Source organism: Streptomyces sp. HUAS MS02, from assembly GCF_055702265.1.
The window spans coordinates 8,969,954-8,993,816 of the sequence record NZ_CM146747.1 but is presented as its reverse complement, the minus strand read 5'-3'; the positions used below and the strand labels follow the sequence as shown (position 1 = coordinate 8,993,816).

General features: G+C 73.5%; 19 protein-coding genes. 14 read left to right on the top strand and 5 right to left on the bottom strand.

All coding sequences use genetic code 11. The features are described from left to right. Position 1: 1 nt before the first annotated feature. The 4 genes from ACZ9QC_RS38845 to ACZ9QC_RS38830 are packed head-to-tail and all read right to left on the bottom strand — an operon-like array spanning position 2 to position 4,899. Positions 2 to 1,174: an XdhC family protein gene (locus tag ACZ9QC_RS38845; RefSeq protein WP_472917392.1), complete on the bottom strand. Its 1,173-nt coding sequence runs from the start codon at positions 1,172 to 1,174 to the stop codon at positions 2 to 4. Continuing rightward, entirely contained in the window at positions 1,167 to 3,287 is a 2,121-nt protein-coding gene (locus tag ACZ9QC_RS38840; protein WP_472917391.1) for a xanthine dehydrogenase family protein molybdopterin-binding subunit, read from the bottom strand. Before ACZ9QC_RS38840 ends, ACZ9QC_RS38845 begins: the two co-directional genes overlap by 8 nt. Then, positions 3,284 to 4,336 (bottom strand): FAD binding domain-containing protein, encoded by a 1,053-nt coding sequence (locus ACZ9QC_RS38835; RefSeq protein WP_472917390.1) that lies wholly within the window; start codon positions 4,334 to 4,336, stop codon positions 3,284 to 3,286. Before ACZ9QC_RS38835 ends, ACZ9QC_RS38840 begins: the two co-directional genes overlap by 4 nt. After that, positions 4,333 to 4,899 (bottom strand): (2Fe-2S)-binding protein, encoded by a 567-nt coding sequence (locus ACZ9QC_RS38830; protein ID WP_472917389.1) that lies wholly within the window; start codon positions 4,897 to 4,899, stop codon positions 4,333 to 4,335. Before ACZ9QC_RS38830 ends, ACZ9QC_RS38835 begins: the two co-directional genes overlap by 4 nt. Before the next feature lie 222 nt (positions 4,900 to 5,121). On the opposite strand from ACZ9QC_RS38830, the gene ACZ9QC_RS38825 reads away from it, so the two are divergent. After that, positions 5,122 to 5,697: a TetR/AcrR family transcriptional regulator gene (locus ACZ9QC_RS38825; RefSeq protein ID WP_472921930.1), complete on the top strand. Its 576-nt coding sequence runs from the start codon at positions 5,122 to 5,124 to the stop codon at positions 5,695 to 5,697. A 275-nt stretch (positions 5,698 to 5,972) separates the two neighbouring features. Here ACZ9QC_RS38825 and ACZ9QC_RS38820 read toward each other — a convergent pair whose 3' ends face one another. Then, positions 5,973 to 7,460: an MFS transporter gene (locus tag ACZ9QC_RS38820; RefSeq protein WP_472917388.1), complete on the bottom strand. Its 1,488-nt coding sequence runs from the start codon at positions 7,458 to 7,460 to the stop codon at positions 5,973 to 5,975. Positions 7,461 to 7,767: 307 nt separating this feature from the next. On the opposite strand from ACZ9QC_RS38820, the gene ACZ9QC_RS38815 reads away from it, so the two are divergent. The 13 genes from ACZ9QC_RS38815 (at position 7,768) to ACZ9QC_RS38755 (ending at position 23,807) form a co-directional block, all read left to right on the top strand. Next, positions 7,768 to 9,291, top strand: coding sequence for a hypothetical protein (locus ACZ9QC_RS38815; protein WP_472917387.1), 1,524 nt, complete (start codon positions 7,768 to 7,770; stop codon positions 9,289 to 9,291). 235 nt (positions 9,292 to 9,526) lie between these two features. After that, positions 9,527 to 10,780 (top strand): AAA family ATPase, encoded by a 1,254-nt coding sequence (locus ACZ9QC_RS38810; RefSeq protein ID WP_472917386.1) that lies wholly within the window; start codon positions 9,527 to 9,529, stop codon positions 10,778 to 10,780. Then, positions 10,777 to 12,033 (top strand): vWA domain-containing protein, encoded by a 1,257-nt coding sequence (locus tag ACZ9QC_RS38805; RefSeq protein WP_472917385.1) that lies wholly within the window; start codon positions 10,777 to 10,779, stop codon positions 12,031 to 12,033. Before ACZ9QC_RS38810 ends, ACZ9QC_RS38805 begins: the two co-directional genes overlap by 4 nt. Positions 12,034 to 12,212: 179 nt before the next feature. Continuing rightward, positions 12,213 to 13,469, top strand: a complete 1,257-nt coding sequence (locus tag ACZ9QC_RS38800) for an ATP-grasp domain-containing protein (RefSeq protein WP_472917384.1) — start codon at positions 12,213 to 12,215, stop codon at positions 13,467 to 13,469. After that, a complete protein-coding gene (locus tag ACZ9QC_RS38795; RefSeq protein ID WP_472917383.1) occupies positions 13,466 to 14,323 on the top strand; it encodes a Rossmann-like domain-containing protein in 858 nt (285 codons plus the stop codon). Before ACZ9QC_RS38800 ends, ACZ9QC_RS38795 begins: the two co-directional genes overlap by 4 nt. Beyond that, positions 14,320 to 15,408: a PLP-dependent cysteine synthase family protein gene (locus tag ACZ9QC_RS38790; RefSeq protein ID WP_472917382.1), complete on the top strand. Its 1,089-nt coding sequence runs from the start codon at positions 14,320 to 14,322 to the stop codon at positions 15,406 to 15,408. Before ACZ9QC_RS38795 ends, ACZ9QC_RS38790 begins: the two co-directional genes overlap by 4 nt. Continuing rightward, positions 15,405 to 16,490: a mandelate racemase/muconate lactonizing enzyme family protein gene (locus ACZ9QC_RS38785; RefSeq protein WP_472917381.1), complete on the top strand. Its 1,086-nt coding sequence runs from the start codon at positions 15,405 to 15,407 to the stop codon at positions 16,488 to 16,490. Before ACZ9QC_RS38790 ends, ACZ9QC_RS38785 begins: the two co-directional genes overlap by 4 nt. After that, positions 16,474 to 17,736 carry an MFS transporter gene (locus ACZ9QC_RS38780; RefSeq protein ID WP_472917380.1) on the top strand — a complete coding sequence of 421 codons (1,263 nt, stop codon included), beginning with the start codon at positions 16,474 to 16,476 and terminating at the stop codon, positions 17,734 to 17,736. The genes ACZ9QC_RS38785 and ACZ9QC_RS38780 overlap by 17 nt, the downstream gene beginning before the upstream one ends. Then, positions 17,733 to 18,524, top strand: a complete 792-nt coding sequence (locus ACZ9QC_RS38775; RefSeq protein ID WP_472917379.1) for a class I SAM-dependent DNA methyltransferase — start codon at positions 17,733 to 17,735, stop codon at positions 18,522 to 18,524. The genes ACZ9QC_RS38780 and ACZ9QC_RS38775 overlap by 4 nt, the downstream gene beginning before the upstream one ends. Positions 18,525 to 18,611: 87 nt before the next feature. Further along, the gene (locus ACZ9QC_RS38770) at positions 18,612 to 20,204 is read left to right on the top strand and encodes an ABC transporter substrate-binding protein (protein ID WP_472917378.1); all 1,593 of its coding nucleotides are present in this window, start codon (positions 18,612 to 18,614) and stop codon (positions 20,202 to 20,204) included. A gap of 128 nt (positions 20,205 to 20,332) precedes the next feature. Beyond that, positions 20,333 to 21,253 carry an ABC transporter permease gene (locus ACZ9QC_RS38765; protein WP_472921929.1) on the top strand — a complete coding sequence of 307 codons (921 nt, stop codon included), beginning with the start codon at positions 20,333 to 20,335 and terminating at the stop codon, positions 21,251 to 21,253. Continuing rightward, positions 21,250 to 22,152, top strand: coding sequence for an ABC transporter permease (locus ACZ9QC_RS38760; protein WP_472917377.1), 903 nt, complete (start codon positions 21,250 to 21,252; stop codon positions 22,150 to 22,152). The genes ACZ9QC_RS38765 and ACZ9QC_RS38760 overlap by 4 nt, the downstream gene beginning before the upstream one ends. Beyond that, positions 22,149 to 23,807, top strand: a complete 1,659-nt coding sequence (locus tag ACZ9QC_RS38755; RefSeq protein ID WP_472917376.1) for an ABC transporter ATP-binding protein — start codon at positions 22,149 to 22,151, stop codon at positions 23,805 to 23,807. The genes ACZ9QC_RS38760 and ACZ9QC_RS38755 overlap by 4 nt, the downstream gene beginning before the upstream one ends. The last annotated feature ends 56 nt before the right edge of the window (positions 23,808 to 23,863 follow it).

Below are 23,863 nucleotides of genomic sequence, written 5' to 3'. Positions count from 1 at the left end.
CTCAGGCCGCCACCACGGCACCCCGCTCCCCCGCCTCCCGGTGGATCGGTGTGTCCGAACCGGTCAGCGGCACACCCGTGCCGCCGCGCCGGGCCGCGACGATCTCCGCCACGATGGACAGGGCCGTCTCCTCGGGCGTCCGGGCACCTAGGTCGAGGCCGATCGGAGACCGCAGCCGGGCCAACTCCCGCTCGTTGAGGCCGACTTCGCGCAGCCTCCGGTCGCGCTCGGCGTGGGTGCGGCGGGAGCCCATCGCACCCACGAACGCGACCGGCATCCGCAGGGCCTCCTTGAGCAGGGGGATGTCGAACTTGGCATCGTGGGTGAGCACGCACAGGACGGTGCGGCGGTCGGTCGCGGTGCGCCGCAGATAGCGGTGCGGCCAGTCCACGACGATCTCGTCCGCCTCCGGGAAGCGGGCGCGGGTGACGAAGACCGGCCGGGCGTCGCACACGGTGACGTGGTACCCGAGGAACTTGCCCGCCCGCACCAGTGCCGCCGCGAAGTCGATCGCCCCGAACACGATCATGCGAGGTGGTGGCACCCGCGTCTCCACGAGGAGGGTGAGACCGTCCGGGCAGTGCGACCCGTCCGCGGAGAGCTCGATCGTGCCGGTGCGTCCGCCGTCCAGCATGGCCCGCGCCTCGGCGGCGGCCGTCCGGTCCAGGTCGGGATGCCCGCCGAGACCACCGTCGGAGGCGTACGCGCCTTCAGGCACCCCGCCCGACGCCCCCTCGGCGCGTACGAGCAGGGCCTGTCCGAGGAGTTCCGACGGGCCCCGGACGACGCGGGCGACGGCCGTCGGCGAGCCCTCGGCGACGGCCGAGAGCGCGGAACGCAGGACCGCTCGGGCAGGTGACCGGGCCGTGACGGGGGTGACCAGGATGTCGATCACCCCGCCGCAGGTCAGGCCGACGGCGAAGGCGTCCTCGTCGCTGTAGCCGAAGCGCTGGAGGACGGTCTCGCCGTCCGCCAGGGCCTGTCGGCACAGCTCGTACACCTCGCCCTCGACGCAGCCGCCGGAGACGGAGCCGATGACCGTGCCCTCGGCGTCGACGGCGAGGGCCGCGCCGGGACCGCGCGGTGCGCTGCCGCCGACCGCGACGACGGTGGCCACGGCGAAGTCGCGGCCCTCCTCGGCCCAGGCGGTCAGCTCGGTGGCCAGGTCAAGCATCCGGGGCCGCCGTCAGGACGCGGTCGGGCCGGATCGGCAGGTGACGGTGACGGACTCCGGTGGCGTGCCAGACCGCGTTGGCGACGGCGGCCGCCGCGCCGACGACGCCGATCTCGCCGATGCCCTTGATGCCGACGGGGTCCTCGGGATTGTGGTCGTCCACCCAGTCGGCCTCGACGGCGGGGACGTCGGCGTGCGCAGCCACGTGGTACCCGGCGAGGTCGGCGCCGTAGTGGCCGCCGGACGCCCGGTCGCGTACCGCCTCCTCGTGCAGGGCCATGGACAGGCCCCAGATCATGCCGCCGATGAACTGGCTGCGGGCGGTGAGGGGGTTGACGATCCTTCCGGCCGCGAAGATGCCGAGCATGCGGCGTACGCGTACCTCGCCGGTTGCGGGGTCCACGGCGACCTCGGCGAACTGGGCGCCGTAGGAGTGCCGTTCCTTCTCGGCGAGGGCGCCGATGGCGGCGGTGGTGTCCGAGCGGACGGTGATGCCCTCGGGCGGGACGCCGCCGCCGAGGGCGAGCCGTTCCCGCAGTTCGCCCGCCGCGAGGGTGACCGCCCAGGACCAGGAGCGGGTGCCCATCGAGCCGCCGGCGATCATGGCCGGGCCGAGGTCGCTGTCGCCGAGCCGCACCCGGATCCGGTCCACCGCGACCTCCAGCGCGTCGGCGGCTACCAGGGTGAGCGCGGTGCGGGCGCCCGTCCCGATGTCCGCCGCGTTGACCCGCACGGTGTAGGTGCCGTCGGCCTCGGCCGTCACCGCGGCCGTGGACGGCGCGGCTCCCGCGCCGAAGGAGGCCGCCGCCGTCCCCGTGCCGAGCAGCCAGCGGCCGTCGCGGCGCACGCCGGGGCGTGGGTCGCGATCGGCCCACCCGAACCGGCGAGCGCCCTCGCGGAAGCAGGCCCGCAGGTTGCGGTCGGCGAACGGCAGCCCGGAGACCGGGCCGCGCTCGGGTTCGTTGCGGGCGCGCAGTTCGATCGGGTCGATGCCCAGCTTCTCGGCGAGTTCGTCGAACGCCGACTCCAGGGCGAACGATCCCGGCGCCTCGCCGGGCGCCCGCATGAACGTCGGGGTGGGCACGTCGAGCCGTACGACCCGGTTGACCGTGTGGTGGGCCTCGGCGTCGTACATCACGCGGGCCGGTCCGGCGGCCGGCTCGACGAACTCGTAGACGGTCGAGGTGAGGCTGTGCGAGCGGTGTTCGAGCGCGCGCAGCCGCCCGTCGGCGTCGGCGCCGAGCCGGACCCGCTGGGCGGTGGGGCTGCGGTATCCCGCGAGGGAGAACATCTGACGCCGGGTCATGACCACCCGGACCGGCCGCTGCAGGACGGTCGCGGCCATGACGGCGGCGACCTGGTGCGCGCGCACGCCCTTGCTGCCGAAGCCGCCGCCGACGTGCTCGGAGCGCACCCGCACCGAGGCGGGGTCGAGGGAGAACAGACTGGCGAGTTCGCCGGCGACCCACATGGTGCCCTGGTTGGCGTCGACGACGTCGAGCCGGCCCCCGTCCCAGCGGGCCGTCACGGCGTGCGGCTCCATCGGGTGGTGGTGTTCCTCGGGGGTGGTGTACTCGGCGTCCACGACGACCGCGGACGCGGCGAGTTCGGCCTCCAGGTCACCCTTCCCGGTCACCGCGGGGCCGAAGCCGCCCGCGTCGTAGGCGTTCGGGTGCTCGGCGGTGAACGTGACGTCGTGCGGTTCCTGGTCGTAGTGCACGACCAGGGCCTCGGCGGCCTCCCTGGCCTGTTCGGAGGTCTCGGCGACCACCAGCGCGACCGGCCAGCCCAGATGGGGGATCCGGTCGTGCTGGAAGACGGCCGTGGTGGCGTCGGGCTTCATCCCCATGAGGCCCGCGTAGTCGGTTTCGACGCGCGGGGCGTTCTCGTGGGTCAGGACGGCGAGCACGCCCGGCCGCGCGAGCGCGTCGGCGGTCTCGATCGCGCGGATCCGGCCGCGGGCCACGGTCGACAGCGCCAGCCAGCCGTGGACGAGCCCGGCGAACGGGATCTCCCCGGCGTAGCGGGCCGCTCCGGTGACCTTGTCGCGGCCCTCGACGCGGGTGTGCGCGGTGCCGACGACGCCGCGGCGTTCCGTTGGGGTGGTGGTCATCGGGTGGCCTCCTCGGTGGCCGCGGAGGGGTGTTCACGGGTGGCTTCGGAGGTGGGGTCCGAGGCTGTGTCCGAGGTGAGTTCGGACAGGACGGCCACCACCAGGTTGCGCGTCAGCGTCACCTTGTAGGCGTTGTGCGGCAGCGTTCGCGCGGCCGCCAGTTCGGCGTCGGCGGCGGCCGCGAACGCCTCGGCGTCGGCGGGCGCGCCGGTCAGCGCCCGTTCCGCCGCGTGGGCCCGCCACGGCCTGGACGCGACCGCCCCGAAGGCCAGCCGCACGTCGTGGACGACACCGTCCCGGACGTCGAGCGCTGCGGCGATCGAGCCGATGGCGAAGGCGTACGAGGCGCGTTCGCGCACCTTGCGGTAGCGGGAGCGGGCGGCCACCGGGGTGGGCGGCAGAGTGACGCCGGTGATCAGGGCGCCCGGTGGCAGGGCGGTCTCCAGGTGCGGGGTGTCGCCCACCGGGAGGTAGAAGTCGGCGAACGGCAACTCGCCGCGCCCGTCGGCCGTTTCGTAGGAGACGACGGCGTCGAGGGCCGCCAGCGCCACTCCCATGTCGGAGGGGTGCGTGGCCACGCAGTGCCCGGACGCGCCCAGGATGGCGTGGTTGTGGTGCTCGCCCTCGATCGCGGGGCAGCCGCTGCCGGGGACCCGCTTGTTGCAGGGCCGGGTGACGTCGGCGAAGTAGCCGCAGCGGGTGCGCTGGAGGAGGTTGCCGCCGACGGTGGCCATGTTGCGCAGCTGTCCGGAGGCGCCGGCCAGCACCGCCTGGGCCAACATCGGGTAGCGGCGGCGGACTTCGGGGTGCGCGGCGAGGTCGCTGTTGGTGACGGTCGCGCCGATCCGCAGTCCGCCGTCGCCGGTCGTCTCGATCCCGTCGAGCGGGAGTTCACGGACGTCGACGAGGCGGGCGGGACGCTCGACCCCGGTCTTCATCAGGTCGACGAGGTTGGTGCCGCCGCCGAGGAAGCGCGCCTCGGGGTCGGCGCCGAGCAGGGCGACCGCACCGGCCACGTCATGGGCCCGCTGGTAGACGAACTCCCTCACGCCACGGCCTCCTTGGCCTTCGCGGTGCTGTCGGCGGCGGCGCGGGCGACGGCCTCGACGATCGACACGTAGGCGCCGCAGCGGCACAGGTTGCCGCTCATCCGCTCGCGGATCTCCTCGGGCGTCAGCGGTGGCGGTCCGGCCTGTGGGCGTACGTCGTCGGTGGCGGCGCTGGGCCAGCCCGCCGCGTGCTCCTCGATGACGGCGATGGCCGAACAGATCTGGCCCGGTGTGCAGTAGCCGCACTGGAAGCCGTCCAGATCGAGGAACGCCTGCTGCACGGGGTGGAGTTCGTCCCCGTCGGCGACCCCCTCGATGGTGGTGATCTCACGCCCCTCGGCTGCCACCGCCAGCTGCAGACAGGACACGCTCCGCCGTCCGTCGACGAGGACGGTACAGGCTCCGCACTGCCCCTGGTCACAGCCCTTCTTGGTACCGGTCATGTCGAGGCGCTCGCGCAGGGCGTCGAGCAGCGTGGTGCGGTGGTCGAGGGAGAGCGTGTGCTTCTCGCCGTTGATGTTCAGGGTGATGGCGCTGTACGTCGATGAGGTGGCTGGGGACATGATCAGCCTTCTTTCGCGTATCCGGGGCAGGTCGGGAGGGACTCGCTCAGCCGGCGGTCGAATCAGGAAAACGGTACGGCGCGGCTGCCGACGCGGGTGGCGCCGACGCTACGATGAGTCAACCGGACAGCTGTCCGGTCCGGAAAACGTAACGGACAGCTGTCCGCTTAACAAGCGCGGGTTTCGGTCACGGATCCGTCGGGAGGTCGCGTGCGACAGAACGTGCGACAGAACAAGGACGCCTCTCTGCGCTCGGACGCCCAGCGGAACCGCGAGCGCATCCTGGCGGTCGCGCTCGTCGAGCTGACCCGCGCCGCCGACACACCCCTGAGCAGGATCGCCAGGGAGGCGGGCGTCGGACAGGGCACCTTCTACCGCCACTTCCCCACCAGGCAGGCCCTCGTCCTGGAGATCTACCGGCACGAGATGCGGCAGGTCACCGACTCCGCCGCCGAACTGCTCGCCACCCGCGAACCCGACCGGGCGCTGCGCGAGTGGATGGACCACCTCGCCCGGTTCGCCATGGCCAAGGCGGGCCTCGCGGACGCCATCCGGCAGGCCACCTGCGGCCCCGACGCCCCCGACAAGCCGGACCCCACCCCGGTGTCCGAGGCCGCCGAACTCCTGCTGCGCGCGGGCGAGAAGGCCGGTACCATCCGCCCCGGGATCACCGTGGACGACTTCTTCCTCGCCATCGCCGGCCTCTGGCAGATCGACCCCGAGGACTGGCAGCCGCGCGCGGACCGCCTCCTCGACCTCGTCATGGACGGCATGCGCTCGGGGGCCCCGGAGAGATGACACCGTTGGAGGGCCGCGCGGGTGCACGACGGCCGTCCAACGACTCCTCCGATCGACTCCTCTTATGGGAGCGCTCCCATCGTGCCGGAAAAGGGAACACCTGGGCCTTCGCCGGCGGTCAGCGCGCCCCGACCTGTGGGGGTGGTACCGGCGCGCCCCAGTCCGGCGCGGACATGACCGTCACCGCGGCCTCGTACACCGCGAACATCCCCGCGGCGGGTTCGCTCAACGGGGCCGCCCGCGCCACCGGTCGACGTGCGCCGGCGTGCCGCGCCTCAGCCGGGCGGCGCGCCGGGGCCCGCACCGCCCTTCAGCCGCTCCAGGTCGGAGGGCCGTACCTGGATGGCCAGGACGGCGATCAGGGCCGCGATCACGGTGAAGATGGCCGCCATGACGAAGGCGGCCGAGACACCCGCCGTCAGCACCTCGTCGGACCAGGGCTTCGGCAACTGCCCGGTCCGCTCGTACTCCAGGCGCTGGGCCGGGGTCGCCTGGGAGAGGAAGTCAGGGACCTGTTTCTCCGCCTCGTTGGTACTGGCCGTGCCGAACATCGTGACGAGGATGGAGAGACCGAGCGAACCGCCGACCTGCTGGGTGGCGTTCAGCAGCCCGGAGGCGGCGCCGGTCTCCGCCGAGGTGACGTCGGAGAGCGCCATCAGGGTCAGTGCGACGAACTCCATGCCCATGCCCAGGCTGAAGACGAGCATCGGCCCGAGCACGCTGCCGGCGTAGGTGGAGTCCACGTCGGTCAGGGTCAGCCACCCCAGGCCCGCCGCCGCGAGGATCGCGCCCCCCACCATGAACGGCTTGGGACCGTACACGGGCAGGAACCGTGAGGCCAGCCCGGCGCCGACCGCGATGACCGCGCTCACCGGCAGAAACGCGAAGCCGGTGGCCAGCGGGCTGAAGTCCAGGACGTTCTGGGTGAAGAGCGTCAGGAAGAAGAACATGCCGAAGATCGCGGCGGCCAGGCACAGCATGATCCCGTAGGTGCCCGCGCGGTTGCGGTCGGCGAACATGTGCAGCGGGGTGATCGGCTGCCGGGACCGCCGCTCCACCAGCACGAACACCACGAGCAGCACCACGGCCCCGGCGAACGACGCCAGCGTCAGCCCGTCCCGCCAGCCCTCCTGCGCGGCCCGGATGAAGCCGTACACCAGGAGCACCATGCCCAGGGTGGAGGTCAGCGCGCCGGTGATGTCGAAGTGGCCCGGGTGCCGTTCGGACTCCTTGATCCAGCGGGGCGTCGCCAGCGCGATCAGCAGTCCGATCGGCACGTTGACGAACAGCACCCACCGCCAGTTCAGCCACTCCACGAGGATGCCGCCGGCGAGCAGCCCGATCGCGCCGCCACCCGCCGAGACGGCGGCGAACACCCCGAACGCCCGGTTGCGCTCGGGTCCTTCGCGGAACGTCGTACTGATCAGCGCCAGGGACGTCGGTGACGCGATGGCACCGCCGACGCCCTGGAGGGCGCGTGCGGCGAGGAGTTGGCCCTCGTTCTGGGCGAGGCCGCCGAGGAGCGAGGCCAGCACGAACAGCAGCACGCCGAAGATGAACACCCGCCGCCGGCCGAGGATGTCCCCGGCCCGTCCGCCCAGCAGCAGCAGACCGCCGAACGTGAGCGTGTACGCGTTGACCACCCACGCCAGGCTCGTCGTCGAGAAGTCCAGCGACCGCTGGATGTCCGGCAGCGCGATGTTCACGATGGTGATGTCCAGCACCACCATCAGCTGGCACGAGGCGATGACGAACAGCGCCATCGCGCTTCCCCCACCACCTGTTTCCGAGGTGGTGGTCCGCGCTGGGGAGGTCGGCTGCGAATCGCTCATGACGTGTCGCAAAGGCGTCGCTGAAGCAGGGTGCGGTGCACGGTCGCGTCCACCGCCGCGGTCACCGTTCGACCGTACGCCGGTGCCCTGGCCCGCACCACTCGGGCACGGTGGCCTCCGGCGCGCGCATCGGGGCGAAAAACAGGTGCGGGAGCGGAAGGTGTGACGTTACGATCCCGGCGATGACTACTCGTTCCCTCAGCAGATCGGGGGTTCCGTCCGCGCAAGGTGAGTGCTGATGCTCACCGATGTCGCGAACGGGGATCCCCGGCTTTCCTTCTGGTTGCGCGTGCGCGAGTTCGCCGTGCCACCCTCCATGATCGAGACCGCGGCCGCTCGCCGTGCCGTCGGCGACTGGGCCGGCGCATGTGCCGCAGCGGCCGTCGACATCGATCTCGACCTGCGTTCCCTGGCCGCCCGTCACGGCTCGGAGCTGGCGTCCCAAGTCCGTTCGGACCTAAGGCACTTGGCGCCGGACCTGCTGCGTTGGCACATGCCGAGGATCGCTCCCGACGGGCTGCTGCGCCCCGGCCTGACCCTCACCCTTGCCCGGTACCGGCCGGCCGGGGGTGCCGGCCCGGGCCCGGTGCATCTGGTGGCCCGCACTCCGCCCGCGTGGGCCGACGCCGGTCAGCGGATCGGTCTCGCGCTGTGGGAGGGGTCCGGGCCCGAGGCCCGGGGTCATCCCCATCCACGGCCCAGCCGTCGCCACCGGTTCGATCTGCACCGCCACCTCTGGGACGCGCGCAGGGCCGGTGAGCTGCGAAGCCGTGCGGGAGCGGATCGGCCGACGGCAGAGTGGGCACCACCGGCGGACCCTCACTCGCCCTCGCCCGCACACCTGTACCTGCGTCCGCGCCCGCCTCTGCCTCCGCCGACGGACTCGGACGAGTTGTGGGCGTGGGCGGCGGAGCAGGGTTGTGCCGTCGAGCGGTGGGCGGCGGAAGCGGCGATCGTGCTGCGCGCCGAGGGGCGGTCCACCGGCTCCGTGCTCGTACGGTGCGGCGCCCGACGGCGGCTCGTCCTGGACCTGGACCTGGACCTGGGCCCGGAGGCCGGTACGGACCGGGCCCCGGGCGAGGACGCCCACGCGGAGGCGGACGACGGCACGCCGCCACCCGCGCCACGGCTCACGGCCGTGTCCGGTGACGACGGTGCCCTCGGCGCGCTGCCGGTGCTGCCCGACGCCGCGACCTGGGTCCTGCCCGACCTGGAACTGCTCCGTACCGGTGCGCTCGACGTCCATCGGTTGCATCCGCTGGTCGCGTCGGCGCTGGTACCGGACCATGTGCCGTCGGGCCCGGTCGAGGCGCCGGACCGGGCGGGGCAGCCGCGGATCGTGGAGTGCCGGGGAGAGCACCACCGGATCGGTCTGGTCGACGGAGTGCTGGTGGCACTCGACCACGACCCGGACGAACTCCGGCGTGAGGAACTGCTGGTCGCACTGACCGGTACCCCGCTCCCCTGTCTGCGGGCCATCGACGAGGCGCATCGCCGTCCGGACTGTCTGTCGGGCGTACGCGAGCGGCTGGACCACGGGGACGTCGCCGGGGCGCTGGCGGTCGTCGAAGGGCTGCTGGGCCCCGAGGCGGTCCTGCGCGACGGCCCGCTGCGGGAGGAACTGGAGTCCGCGGCGCGTCGGCGGATCGCCTACGGCCTGTACCGGGCCGGTCTCGCCGAACCGCTCCCCGGCCGGGTCCGCTCCCACGTCGGCCGTCGGCCGTCCCGCCGGCGCCGCCCCCGCGTGGCGACCTTCTTCTGACCATCCACCTCGCACGCCTCCGACCACACATCTCACACGCCTCTGACCGTCCGCCTCGCACGCCTCGGACCACACATCCCGCGCGCCTCCGACATCCGCCTCGGACGCCTCCGAGCTCTGAACACGCATCTCGCACGCTCTGATCAGCCACCTCACACGCTTCCGACCACACCCCTCGCGCGCCTGCGACCGCGCGCGTTCGGCTTCAGCCCTCTACACCCCAAGGTGATCCCACATGCCCACACGCACTCCGTTCGCCCTGCCCTCCGACGCCGACCCGCTCTCCCAACTCGACGTGGCCGCCGACCTGTTGAGCATGTTGCGCACCACGTCCACCGAACCGCGCCCCGACATCCAGCTGGAGGCGCTGACCCTGGCCGTCGCCGCGGACCTGCCCGTCCTGCTGTGGGGTGAGCCGGGCATCGGCAAGACCGCGGCGCTGACCCAGCTCGCGGCCTCCCTCGGCCTTCCGCTGACGACCGTGATCGCCAGCGTGCACGAGCCGTCCGACTTCTCGGGCCTGCCGATCGTCGGGGACGACCCGGCCGAGCAGGGTGTCCCCATGGCTCCGCCGGACTGGGCGGTGCGCCTGGTACGCGTCGGCCGGGGGCTGCTGTTCCTGGACGAGCTGTCGACGGCGCCGCCCGCCGTCCAGGCCGCGCTGCTGCGGCTGGTGCTGGAGCGCCGGATCGGCACGCTCCAACTGCCGCCGGACGTAAGGATCGTGGCCGCCGCCAACCCCAGGTCCTCGGCGGCCGACGGCTGGGAGCTGAGCCCGCCGCTGGCCAACCGGTTCGTCCACCTGCAGTGGACGCACGACCACGAGGTCGTCGTACGAGGGCTGGGGGGAACCTGGCCCCGGGCCACCCTGCCGCGGCTGGCACCGGAGCGGCTGGCGGAGGCGGTGGACTTCGCGCGGCGCGCGGTGTGCACGCTGCTGGCCGCGCGCCCCAAGCTCGTGCATCAACTGCCCAACAGCGAGAGCCGGCGCGGTGGGCCGTGGCCGTCGCCGCGGAGCTGGGAGATGACGCTGCGGCTGATCGCGTTCGCGACCGCCTCCGGTGTCTCGCGCGACGTGCTGTCCCTCCTGGTCAGGGGCACCGTGGGCGACGGACCGGGGCTGGAGCTGCTGGCCGGACTGGACCGGCTGGACCTCCCCGACCCCGAGGTGCTGCTCGCCGACCCGACGGCGGAGGAACTGCCCCGACGGGGGGATCTGCGGCAGGCGGTGCTCGACGGGGTGGTGGCGGCGGTCCGGTCGCGGCCGGACAAGGCACGCTGGGACGCGGCATGGGCGCTGCTGGTCCGGGCGCTGGAGACGGGGGCGCCGGATCTGGTGGTCGTCCCCGCCACCACCCTCGCCTCGCTGCGCCGCGACGACTGGGACGTTCCGACGGCGATCGAGAACCTCGCCGGAGTGGTCACCCTCTCCCGGCGGGCGGACGAGGCGGCTGCCCGTGCGAAGGCGGCGACGAAGGTACGCCGATGAGCACGGCCACCGGGCACGACACCGGCGAGGGCACCCTCGACCTCGACAAGCTCTTCACCGCCCGGCTCCAGGCGGCACGGGCCCGGCCCTATCTGGCGACGGCCCTGTTCGCGCTGCACACCGTCGAGTCCCGGCGGGTGCCCACGATGGCCGTGGACCGGCACTGGAGGTGCTACGTCTCCCCCGGCTTCGTGGACCGCACGCCGGTGGAGGAGTTGGCCGGGGTGTGGGTGCACGAGGTGTCCCATCTGCTGCGGGACCACCACGGGCGCAGCGACCGGGTCGCCAGGGAACGTGAACTGACCGGCCCCGGGGAGCGGCTGCGGATGAACATCGCCGCCGACTGCGAGATCAACGACGACATCTTCGGCGACGGACTGGTCAAGCCCGAGGGCGTCGTCGAACCGGGGTTCCTGAAGCTGCCCACGGGACAGTTGATGGAGGACTATCTGCGCCAGTTCCAACTCGGTGCCGCGACCCTGGAGTTGGCGTGGCTGGACTGTGGCAGCGGCGCCGACGGCCTGGAGCGGGAGTGGGAGCTGGGCCCGGACGGGGCGCACGGCCTGACCCCGCAGGAACGGGACGCGGTCCGCTTCCGGGTGGCCCAGGGCATCAAGGGCCGTCCGGGCTCCGCGCCCGAGGGGTGGCGGCGCTGGGCGGAGGAGGCGTTCCATCCGCCGCAGCCGTGGCGGGCGTTGCTGGGTGCGGCGGTCCGCTCCGCGGCCTCCGCGCCGGGCACCGGGGAGGACTACAGCTACGGCCGGCCGTCGCGGCGCTCCGCCGGTGTGCCGGGCACGGTGCTGCCGAGCCTGCGGCGCCGTCCGCCCCATGTCTCGGTGATCATCGACACCTCGGGGTCGGTCAGCGACGCGGAACTGGGCAGCGCGCTGCTGGAGGTCGCCGCGATCTCCCGGGCGGTGGGCGGCCGCCGTGACCTCGTCACCGTCGTCCCGTGCGACGCGGCGGCCCGGATCGCCCACCCGCTGTGCCGGGCGGAGGGCATCCCGCTGCTGGGCGGCGGCGGGACGAACCTGCGGGCGGGGTTCGCCAAGGCGCTCCGCAGCCACCCCAAGCCCGATGTCGTCGTGGTCCTCACCGACGGCCAGACGCCCTGGCCCGACTCCCGGCCGCCGTGCCGGACGGTGGTCGGCCTCTTCCCCCGTCACGACGCGCACAGCGGGTACGACGAGGACGATCCCGACTACGTGCCGGACAACCCGCCCGACTGGGCCCGCGTGGTCCAGATCGGCTAGGCCGGGGCGGTCCCGCACCTTCTCCACCTCCTCTTCCATCTCCCTCCGTTTCCCCTCCCCCTCCCTCATGACAATGAAAACGATTATCGATAAGGTGCTCATGTCAAGCCGGGCGCCTCCTCGTCGAGGTGCCGTCGGGCTGCCCTGACGCCTGAACGCACCGCACGAAAAGGGGAGCTGTGGCTCATCTGTTGGTCGTCGAGAGCTGGGTCGGATCGATGAGCAGGCTGCTCCCACGGGCCATCCGGGAGGGCGGGCACGAGTTCACGTTCCTCACCCGGGACCTGCACCACTACCTGCGCTCGGCCCCCGAGGGCACGGCCCATCCGCTGCTGGGCGCGCGGAACGTGGTCACGGCCGACACCAACGACCTCGACACCCTGCTGCCGGAGACGGAACGCCTGCACTCGGTGTTCGGCTTCGACGGGGTCATCTCGTCCTGCGACTACTACCTGCCGACGGTGGCCCGGATCGCCGGGCACCTCGGGCTCCCCGGGCCGGGCCCGCAGGCCGTGGCGGACGCCTGCCGCAAGGACGCCACCCGCCGGGTCCTCGCCGACGCCGGTGTGCCGGGCCCCCGCTTCGCCCTCCACGAGGAGTGGGCCGACATCGCCCGCGCGGCCCGGGAGATCGGCTATCCGCTGGTCGTCAAACCCGTCGACCTGTGCGCGGGCATGTATGTGCGCAGAGTGGACGACGAGACCGAACTCGCCGCTGCCGTAAGGTCGTTGGCCGACTTCCCGCTGAACGCGCGCGGGCAGCGGCGGGTGCCCGCCGTCCTCCTCGAAGAGTTGCTGACCGGTCCGGAGGTGAGCGTCGAGACCGTGTCCCACGCGGGAGCGGTGCACGTCGTGGGTGTCACCGACAAGAGCATCGGCGGGGCGCCCGCGTTCATCGAGACCGGGCACATGTTCCCCGCCGCGCTGACGGGCGCCGACACCGAGGCGGCCGAGCAGACCGCGCTGGGGGCGCTCAAGGCGCTCGGACTGACCGACGGCGTCGTCGCCCACACCGAGATCAAGCTGACCCCGGCCGGTCCGCGGGTGGTCGAGGTGAACCCCCGGCCCGCCGGGAACCGCATCACCGAGCTGGTCCGCCATGTCACCGGCATCGACCTCGCCGCGGCCGCCGTGGAGGTAGCCCTCGGCCGCGAACCCGACCTGCGACGGCGGGAGACCGGCCTGCGCAGCGCGGCCGTCGGCTTCCTGGTACCGGAGACCTCGGGCACCCTCGAAGCCCTGGACGGGGGTGAACTCGCCAGCGCCGAGCACGTGTTGGAGGTCCAGCTCGCCGAGCCGGGCCGGCAGGTCAAGGCGGCCGGCAGCAACAACGAGTACCTCGGCCACGTCATGGCGTGCGACCCGGACGGGCCGGGCGCACGCGGGCGGGTCGAGGCGCTGCTGGGCGAGCTGCGCGCCGGGCTGGTGATCCGGTGAGCACCGTCGCGCCGGTGGCCGGGACGGTCACGTACGAAGAACTGCTGGAGCGGGCACGGGCGGGTCGGCTCGGCCCGGACCCGGGGACGCTGCGCGTCGCGGTCGCCTTCGTGACCCGGCAGGCCGTCCGGCACGACGGGCGGGGCACCGGCTACCGCAACGAGGTGCTCAGTCTGCGTCTCGCCGGGGCCGTGGGGTCCTGCGCGGTCGAGCCCGGGGCCCTGCCGGACGCGGCGATCGACGACTGTGTCGGCGCCGATGTCGCCCGGCTCCTGGACCATCCGCTGCCTCCGGTGCGGGTGGCCGCGCTGGACGCGTATCTGATGCATGTCCGCCCGCACGTCCCCGAGAACGGGGCACGGCCGTTCCCCCTCCCGGCCGGTACGTCGCTGGAGAAGTCCCGGGCGCGGGCGGGGGCCGTCGTCGAGCTGCTCGACCTGCCGCCGGGCGCGACCGTGCTCGTGGTCGGGGTCGTCAACTCCCTTCTGGAGGCACTGCGTTCACGCGGGCTCCGCTATGTGCCGTGTGATCTGAAGGGCGGGGTCACGGAGTGGGGCGAGGAGGTCGTCGCCGACGCGCTCGGCGCGGCCGGACGCTGTGACGCGCTGCTGGTCTCCGGGATGACGCTGAGCAACGGCACCTTCGAGCCGTTGCGGCGCCACGCCCTGGCGCACGACAAGCAGCTGGTGATGTTCGCGCAGACGGGCAGCGCGGTGCTGCCGCGGTTCCTCGGGCACGGGGTGAGCGCGGTGTGCGCGGAGCCGTACCCCTTCTTCTGGCTGGACGCGGGCGCGGGCACACTGCACCGCTATCGTCTGGACGAGGCCGACCGCGGACCGGGAGGCGGCCGGTGACCTCCTCGACCGTCCTGCGCCCCGTCGCCCGGCCGGAGCTGCTGTCCCTCGTCGGACGGACCCCGCTGGCGCGTATCACCGCGGATCTGCCCGGCCCGCACCCGGGATTCTGGGCAAAGCTCGAAGGGCTCGCGGCGGGCGGGATGAAGGCGCGGGCCGCCGTGTCCATGCTGCTGGGCGCCCGGGACCGCGGTGAACTGCGGCCCGGCGCACCGGTGGTGGAGTCCACGTCCGGCACGCTCGGCATCGGGCTCGCCTTCGCCGGGCAGGCCCTCGGCCATCCGATCGTACTGGTCGGCGACAGCGAACTGGAGCCGTCCATGCGGCAGTTGCTGCGCTCGCACGGCGTCCGGCTGGAGCTGGTGGACCGTCCCGCGGCTCGCGGCGGCTGGCAGGCGGCACGCCTCGCGCGGCTGCGGGAGCTGCTCGCCGTACTGCCGGGGGCGTACTGGCCCGACCAGTACACCAACCCCGACAACACCGCCGGTTACGCCTCACTGGCCGCCGAACTCGCCGTGCAGCTGGATCACTTGGACGTCCTGGTGTGCAGTGTCGGCACCGGCGGCCACAGCGCCGGCATCATCGGTCCGCTGCGCCGGCACTGGCCCGCGCTGCGCCTCATCGGCGTCGACTCCACCGGTTCGACGATCTTCGGCCAGCCGGCCCGGCCGAGACTGATGCGCGGCCTCGGCAGCAGCATCCATCCGCGCAACGTCGCCTACGACGCCTTCGACGAGGTGCACTGGGTCGGCCCGGCGGAGGCCGTCGACAGTTGTCGACGTCTCGCCCGGGGCAGCTTCGTCAGCGGCGGCTGGAGCACCGGCGCGGTCGCGCTCGTCGCCGCCTGGGCGGCCCGCGTCCACCCGGGCGCCGTCGTCGCCACCGTCTTCCCGGACGGCCCGCACCGCTACCTCGGCAGCGTCTTCGACGACGACTTCGCCGCCGCCCACGGCCTCGACCCGGCCTCCGCCGCCGCCCGGCCCGTGGAGATCCCCCATCCCGGCGCGGCCGAGGCCGTCGGCTGGGTGCGGTGCGGCAGGGTCGCCGACCCGCTCAAGGTCCCCGCTTCGGAAGAGAGACTGTGAAGGTCACCCAGCGCACCGTACGCCTCGCACTCGCCGAGCCGTTGCGCATCTCCCGCTCCACCATGGCCGCGCGTGACGCGGTGTGGCTCACCGTCCAGGACGACGACGGTGTCCAGGGCCACGGTGAGGCCGTCACCAGCGTCTACTACGGCCTCGACGCCGACACCCTGGGCCGGCTCCTCACGGACGCCGCCTCGGACCTGCGCCGGTTCCCCGATCCGGAGAGCGCGCTGGAGGCCCTCCGGGACGGCGAAACCGCCGGTGCTCCGGAGACTCCGCCGGCCGTGACCGCCGCCGTCGGCGCCGCGCTCCTCGATCTCGTCGGCAAGCGGGCCGGCGCACCGGTGCACCGCCTGCTGGGCGCGTCGAGCGCGCCGGCGGCCGCGACCGCCCGGACCATCGGCATCACCTCGCCGGCCCGGGCCGCGGCCGAGGCGCGCCGCCTCGCCGCGTGCGGCTTCGAGGTCGTCAAGGTCAAGGCCGGGGAGCCCGACCCCGAGAGCGACGTCGAACGCGTCCGGGTGGTCCGCGACGCCGCCCCCGGGGTCCGGCTCCTCCTCGACCCCAACGGCGCCTGGACGGCGGCTCAGGCGGAGGCGCTGCTGCCGCGCTTCGCGGAGCTGGGCGTGGAGGCGGTCGAGCAGCCCGTCGCCCCGGGCGACCCGGACGCGCTGGCCGCCCTGGCCGAGCGCTCTCCGCTGCCGGTCGTCGCCGACGAGGACGCCGTGGGGCTGGAGGACGTCCGGCGGCTGGCGGGCCGGGTGCACGGGGTCAACGTCAAGCTCGCCAAGTGCGGCGGTGTCCACGCGGCGTTGCGGATCGCCGCGCTGATCGAGGGCAGCGGGACGGAGCTGATGCTCGGCTGTCTCACCGCCAGCAGTCTCGGTCTCGCCCCGGCCGTCCACCTCGCCGACCGCGCCCGCTGGGTGGACCTCGACGGGCACCTCCTGCTCGCCGACGACCCGTGGACCGGCATCGGCGGCACCGACGGGGTCGTACGGACGACGGACGCGCCCGGACTGGGAGTTCGGCCGCGCGCGGCCGACGGGACGGGGGAGGCACGCCGTGCGGACGTGGCATGAGATACGCCGTTTCCCGTTCGCGGTCCGCCTGCTCCTGGTCAACCAGCTGGGCGTCAACATCGGGTTCTATCTGCTGATCCCCTACCTCGCCACGCATCTCACCGAGAACCTGGGCATGTCGGCGGCCGTCGTCGGCGTCGTCCTGGGGGTGCGCAACCTCAGCCAGCAGGGCCTGTTCATCATCGGCGGCTCCGCCTCGGACCGGCTCGGCGCGCGGGGCGTCATCATCGCCGGGTGCGCCCTGCGGACCGTCGGGTTCGGGCTGTTCGCGCTCGGCGACGGACTGGCGGTGCTGCTGGCCGCGTCGGTGCTCAGCGGGCTCGCCGGGGCGCTGTTCAACCCGGCGGTGCGGGCGTACCTGGCGCAGGAGGCCGGGGAGCGCAAGGCGGAGGCGTTCGCGCTGTTCAACGTCTTCGCGACGACGGGTGCGCTGATCGGTCCCCTGCTGGGCAGCGTCCTGCTGCTGGTGGACTTCCGTACGTCGGCGCTCACCGCCGCCGGGATCTTCGCCGTCCTCACCGTCGCCCAGGCACTCGTCCTGCCGGCGCGGAAGGTCGAGCCGAGCGGCGGCGGTGTCCTCGGGGACTGGCGGGAGGTGCTCGGCAACCGGGCGTTCCTGGCCTTCGCGCTCGCCATGGTCGGCATGTTCACCCTGGAGAACCAGCTGTATCTGCTGCTGCCGGCCGGGGCCCGGGAGGCCACCGGCTGGGACGGGGCAGCGGGGCTCGTCTTCCTCGTCGGCACGCTCGCCAACCTCGCGCTCCAGCTGCGCATCACCAAGGCGCTCAAGTCACGTGGCGCCAGGGCCCGTTGGATCAGTGTGGGGCTCGCCGTGACCGGTCTGGCGTTCCTGCCGCCGGCCCTGGGCGCCGTGCTCGGCACCTCTGGTTGGACGGGAGCGGTACCCGTCCTCCTCGGCGCGCTGCTCCTCTACCTCGGTCTCATGGTGGCCTCGCCGTTCGTGATGGAGCTGATCCCCCGTTTCGGCCGCCCGGAGCTGACCGGCACGTACTTCGGGATCTTCTACGTCGTCTCCGGCGTCGCGGCCGCCGTCGGCAACACCGTCGTCGGGTGGGCCATGGACGCCGGGGAGAGCGGCGGACACACCTGGCTGCCGTGGGTGTGCTGTGCCCTGTTCGGTCTGGTGTCGGCGGCCGGTGTCGGCTGGCTGCACCGGCTGGGGGCGCTGCCCGCGAACCCCGAAGCCGTCCTCCCCGCCACGGCCGGAGAGAGGAGCAACGCATGACGAACGCCAACCTCCTCACCGACAACCCGGAGCTGTACGAGGCCCGCTTCCCCGATCCGGAGCGGCTGGCCGGGCGCTGGGCCGAGGACTGCCTGCGCCGCCACGGGGCCGGACCACGGGTCCTGGACATGGGCTGCGGCACCGGACGCGACGCCGCCCACCTGCACGACGTCGGCCGTACGGTGACCGGCGCCGACCTCTCCGAGGCGATGCTGGCCCACGCCCGCGCCCGGTATCCCGGTCCGGCGTACGTACGGGCCGATCTGCACGGCTTCGACCTGGGCCGGGCGGCCTTCGACGCGGTCGTGTGCCTGGACAGCTCCCCGCTGTACTGCCACACCAACGCCCAGCTCGACGGCTTCCTCTCCTCCTGCCGCCGGGCTCTGGCGCCCGGCGGGCTGCTGGTCGCCGAGATGCGCAACGGCGCCTACTTCCTGGGCCGTACCGACCTGCTCGACGCCCCGGCGGTCGCCTCCTTCACCTGGCGGGGCACCGCCTACCGGTCCACCACCACCCTCACCGTGGACCGCACCGCCCAACTCCTGCGCCGTACCCGCGTCTGGATCTCGGACGACGGCGCGGCACCCGTCGAACAGCGGTCCGCCTGGCGGTTGTTGTTCCCGCAGGAGCTGCGCCACCTGCTGACCGCGCACGGTTTCGACGTGCTCGAACTGCACGACGGGCCGGGGCCGCGCTCCGAACCGCCCTGGCGGGAAGGCCGGTTGCCGGGCCAGACCGCCGACGCGGACCGTCTGCACGTCGTCGCGCGCCTCGCCCCCACCTCCTGATCCCCCCTCCGCCCCACCCCTGATCCCCCTCGCCCCACCCCTGGTCCCCCCTCGTTCCCTCCTCCTCTCGACACCCAAGGAACCCTCATGCACGACGAACGTTTCCCCGGTCTGCGCCGACGCGGATTCCTCGCCGCCACGGGCGCCGCCACACTCGGCGCGCTCGCCCTGACCGCGTGCGGCGCGGGCGGCACCGACACCGACTCCGGGACGAAGGGCGACGGCGGCACCCCCAAGCGGGGCGGACGGCTGCGGGCCGCGTTCGCGGGCGGCGGTGCCAGTGAGACCCTCGACCCGCACCTGGCCAACCTGTTCGCCGACGTCGCCCGCGCCAAGGCCCTCTACGACAAGCTCGCCGACTACGGGGCCGACCTGTCCGCGCGGCCGCGCCTGGCCGCCAAGTGGGAGTCGAACAAGACCCTGGACCGCTGGCAGGTCACCCTGCGCGAGGCCACCTTCCACGACGGCAGCCCGGTCACCGCCAAGGACGTCCTCTACAGCTACCGCCGGATCGCCGACCCCGAGAAGGCGTTCCGTGCGAAGGCGTCCCTGGAACCCATCGACCTCGACGCGAGCCGGGCCACCGGTGAGCGGTCCGTCGAGTTCGTGCTGAAGCGGCCGACCGCCGAATTCCCCAACGTGCTGGCCGCGTTCGGCGCGTACATCGTGCCCGAGAACGCCGGGAAGGACGCCGGCGACTTCGACCGGAAGCCGATCGGCTCCGGCCCCTTCCGCTTCGTGTCCTTCTCCCCCGGCCGCTCGGCCGTCTTCCGCCGCTACGACGCCTACTGGGAGGGCGCACCACACCTCGACGAGCTCGAGTTCGTCGTCGCCAACGAGGAGTCGGCCCGGGTCAACGCGCTCCTCGGCGGGCAGGTCGAGTACGCCCACGAGCTCAACCCCACCACCGCCCGCGCCCACGAGGGCAAGGGGCAGATCGAGATCGTCCGGTTGCGTAACAGTGCCATGCAGGCGTTCTGCATGAAGACCGACCGGGCGCCCTTCGACGACAAGCGCGTCCGGGAGGCGTTCTTCCTGATCGCCGACCGGCAGGAACTCGTCGACGGGGCCCTGTCCGGCGCGGGCGTCGTCGGCAACGACCTGTTCGGCAAGGGCTACGAGTACTACGCCGCCGATCTCCCGCAGCGCGAGCAGGACCTCGACCGGGCCCGCGCCCTGCTGAAGCAGGCGGGTGCGGAGAAGCTGAAGGTCACCCTCGACACCTCGGCCGTGGCCGCGGGGTTCACGGAGGCGGCCAGCATCTTCAAGGACCAGGCCGCCAAGGCGGGCGTCACCATCGACGTGCGGATGGGCAGCAAGGACTCGTACTGGAGCGACATCCTCGACTCCGGCACCCTCGCCTGCTACCGGTCCGGTGCCATGCCCATCGAGGCCCACATCTCGCAGCGGCTGCTCACCGACTCCACCACCAACGCCACCAAGTGGCACCACAAGGACTTCGACGCCCTGTACCAGCAGGCCCAGTCGACACGGGACAAGACGGAGCGGACCGCCGTCTACGAGCGGATGCAGCGCCGGCTGTACGCCGAGGGCGGCTTCCTGATCTGGGGGTTCGCCGACTGGATCCTCGGAACGGCCAAGACGGTGAAGGGAGTGGAGACCAAGGCCCCCGCCAACACCCTCGACTGGGCACGCTTCGACAAGGTGTGGCTCGCGTGACACCGACGTTCACCCGCGCCCCGAAGGGGCGCGGGGAACCGCGCGACCAGCCACCACGGCGCCGCACCCCCAGGACAACCCCGCCCGGCACCCCCCGCGCAGCGCTACGCTCCTTCGTCGCCCGGCGGCTGCTCCTCGGTGTCGCGCAGACCGTGGCCGTCGTGCTGCTGGTCTTCGCGCTCACGGAGGCGCTACCGGGCGACGCGGCGGTCGCGCTGGCCGGCGACCAGCCCGACCCGGCGCGCATCGCCGCCATCCGCGAGGCGATGCACCTCGACCGGCCGGCGCACGAACGGCTGGCCGACTGGGCCACGGGGCTGCTGCACGGCGACTTCGGCACCTCGCTGACCTCCGGCCGCCCGGTCACCCAGTACATCGCCGACGGCTTCGGGCCGACGCTGCTGCTCGCCACGCTCACCGTGGCGCTGCTCGTCCCGATCGGCTTCGGCCTCGGCGTACTGGCCGCCCGCCACGAGGGCGGCTGGGTCGACCGCCTGGTCAGCTCCCTGACGCTCGCCGTGTACGCGATCCCCGAGTTCGCCCTCGGGGTGCTGCTGGTGACCGTGTTCGCGCTGAAGCTGGGCTGGCTGCCGCCGACCGCCGTCGGCTACGGCACCGATCTCCTCGCCCACCCGGCCGCCCTCGTCCTGCCCGTTCTCGTCCTGCTCTCCCGGCCCGTCTGCTCCCTCGTCCGGCTGGTCCGGGCCGGCATGGTCGACGCCCTCGCCTCCCCGTACGTCGCCCACGCCCGCCGGTACGGCGTCCCCGGCGCCCGCGTCCGCTACGCCCACGCCCTCCCGAACGCCCTCGCTCCCGCCGCCCAGCAACTCGCCCGCACCGTCGACTGGCTGCTGTGCGGTGTCATCGTCGTGGAGGCCCTCTACGTGATCCCCGGACTCGGCACCGTCCTGCTCAACGCCGTCGCCGAACGCGACGTCCCCGTCGTCCAGGGCCTCGCCGTGGTCTTCGGCGTCCTGACCGTCGTACTCAACCTGGGCGCGGACGTGGTCGCCCGTCGGCTGGCGCCCCGGGCGGGGGTGGCGGCATGACGACGGGCACGGACCTCGACAGGGCCGGCACGAGCGCCGCCCCGCGCACCGGGCGCGGCCGACCCACGGGCCGCTTCGCGCTCGGCGTCACGGTCATCGCCGTCCCCCTCGTCCTCGCCCTGCTGGGACCGGTGTTCGCGGGGGAGCCGACCGCACGGGCCGCGTCCTTCACCCTCGGCGACGGGCACTGGCTCGGCACGGACTTCGTGGGCCGGGACGTGTGGCAGCAGGTGCTGCACGGCGGCCGGCCGGTCGTGCTCACCGCACTCGGCGCCGGAGCACTGGCCTATCTCGTCGCCCTGCCGGTCGGTCTCGTCGCCGCGCTGACGCACCGGCGTTGGCTGGAAGAACTGCTGATGCGTCCGCTGGACATCCTGATCGCCGTCCCGTCGCTGCTGCTGATCCTGCTGGTCGCCACCGTCCTCACCCCGGGCGCCGTCGGCCTCGCGCTGCTCGTCGCGCTGGTGAACGTGCCCGACGCGGCCCGCCTGGTGCGCGCCGCCGCCACGGAGGCCGCGGCCCGCCCGGTCGTCGAGGCGCTGCGGCTCCAGGGCGAGAGCTGGTGGCGCACAGCCGTCGGCTACGTCGGCCGGACGATCCTGCGCACCCTCGGCGCCGACGCCGGCACCCGGCTGACCGGGGTGCTGTACCTGGTCGCCACGGCCGCCTTCCTGGGCGTCGGGGTGACCCCGGACGCCGCCGACTGGGCGGTGATGGTCGACCGCAACCGCACGGGCCTGTTCGTGCAGCCGTGGGCCGTGGTCGTTCCCGCGCTGCTGATCGTCGCCCTCACCACGGGCACGAACCTCCTCTTCGACGCGGCGTTGGAGAGGCCCGCCGACCACGGTGACCTCGGCCGCTTCGGTCGGCGACAGGTACGGAAGGAACGACGTTCGTGAAGCGGTACGACGACGGGAGCGGCGCGGCCGTGCCGACTCCCCTGGCCGAGCTCACGGAGCTCCGGGTCGAGGTGGGCGGGCGGGCGATCGTCGACGGGGTGAGCCTGCGGGTGCCGCCCGGCAGGGTCACCGCGCTGGTGGGTGCCTCGGGCAGCGGGAAGACGACCACCGGGCTGGCGCTGCTCGGCGAGTTCCCTATGGGCGCGCGCGTCACCGGCGAGGTCCGACGGGCGGCCGCGGGGCTCGGTGGAGCCGAAGCGCTCGCTGGAGCCGAAGGGACCGGCGGGGCCGAGGGCCTCGTCGGATACGTGCCCCAGCATCCGGCCGCCGTCCTCAACCCCGCCCGCCGGATCAGCGCCCTCCTGACCGACATCGCCCGCCCCCGGGTACGCCATCTGCCACGCGGTCTGCGTCGGGAAGCCGCTCGGGCCCAGGTGCTCCAAGCCCTGGCCGACGCCCGGCTCCCGGACGCCGAGAGCTTGTTGCGCCGCCACCCGCACCAGCTCTCCGGCGGTCAGCAGCAGCGCGTCGTGCTCGCCCAGGCCCTCCTGCTCGGTGCCCGGATCATCGTCGCCGACGAGCCGACCACCGGCCAGGACGCCCTGACCAAGGGCCTCGTCGTCGAGCAACTGGCGACGCTCGCGGCGCGTGGCATCGCCGTCGTGCTGCTCAGCCACGACCTCGACGTCGTCCGCTCGCTCGCCGACGAGGTCCATGTCATGCGAGCGGGACGGGTCGTGGAGTCCGGCCCGACCCAGCACGTGTGGTCGGCACCCCGCCACGAATGGACGCGCCGACTCCTGGCCGCTCGGACCCCGCTCCCCGCCCGCACGGCGGCGGCCGCGCCCGGCGAGCGCCCCGTCCTGCGCGTGCGTGATCTCGTCGCCCGCCACCGCGACGGCTCACGCGGCGCCACGGTGACCGTGCGCGCTCCCGAACTCGACCTGCGGGCCGGGGAATTGCTGGCCGTCGTCGGCCGTTCGGGCAGCGGCAAGACCACGCTGGCCCGCTGCCTCGCCGGACTCCACCGCGACCACGAAGGCGAGGTCCTCCTCGACGGCACACCGCTGCCCCGCAGCCTGCGCGACCGCACCCGGGGGCAGTTGGCGGCCGTGCAGTACGTCTTCCAGGACGCCCGCGCCGCGTTCGACGAACACCGCCCGGTCGTGCCGCAGGTCGCCCGCACGGCGGTCCGGCTGCGCGGAGTCGACACGGTCACCGCCGAGACCGAGGCGCAGGCGACCCTGACCCGCCTGGGCCTCCTACCGGAACTCGCCCGGCGCCTCCCCACCCAGCTCTCCGGCGGCGAACTCCAGCGCGCCGCCCTGGCACGCGCGCTGCTCGCCCACCCCCGCGTCCTGATCTGCGACGAGATCACCTCGGGCCTGGACACGGTCACCCGACGCGGCATCCTCGACGTCCTCACGGGCCTGCTCGACACCGCCGGGGACGCCGGCGCGACGCCCGCCGGACCGGCGCTGGTCCTGATCACCCACGACCTGGACACCGCCTCCGTCGCGGATCGCATCGCCGTCATGGACGCGGGGGAAATCGTCGAACAAGGCCCGGCCCGCCAACTCCTCACCGCACCACAACACGCCTTCACGGCGTCGCTCGTCGCCACGGTGACCCGGCCGCGCGTCACGCAGGGATGAGGCCCGCGTCAACAGGTCGCAGCGGCGGCTCACCCCCCGGGCCGCCGCCCCGGGCC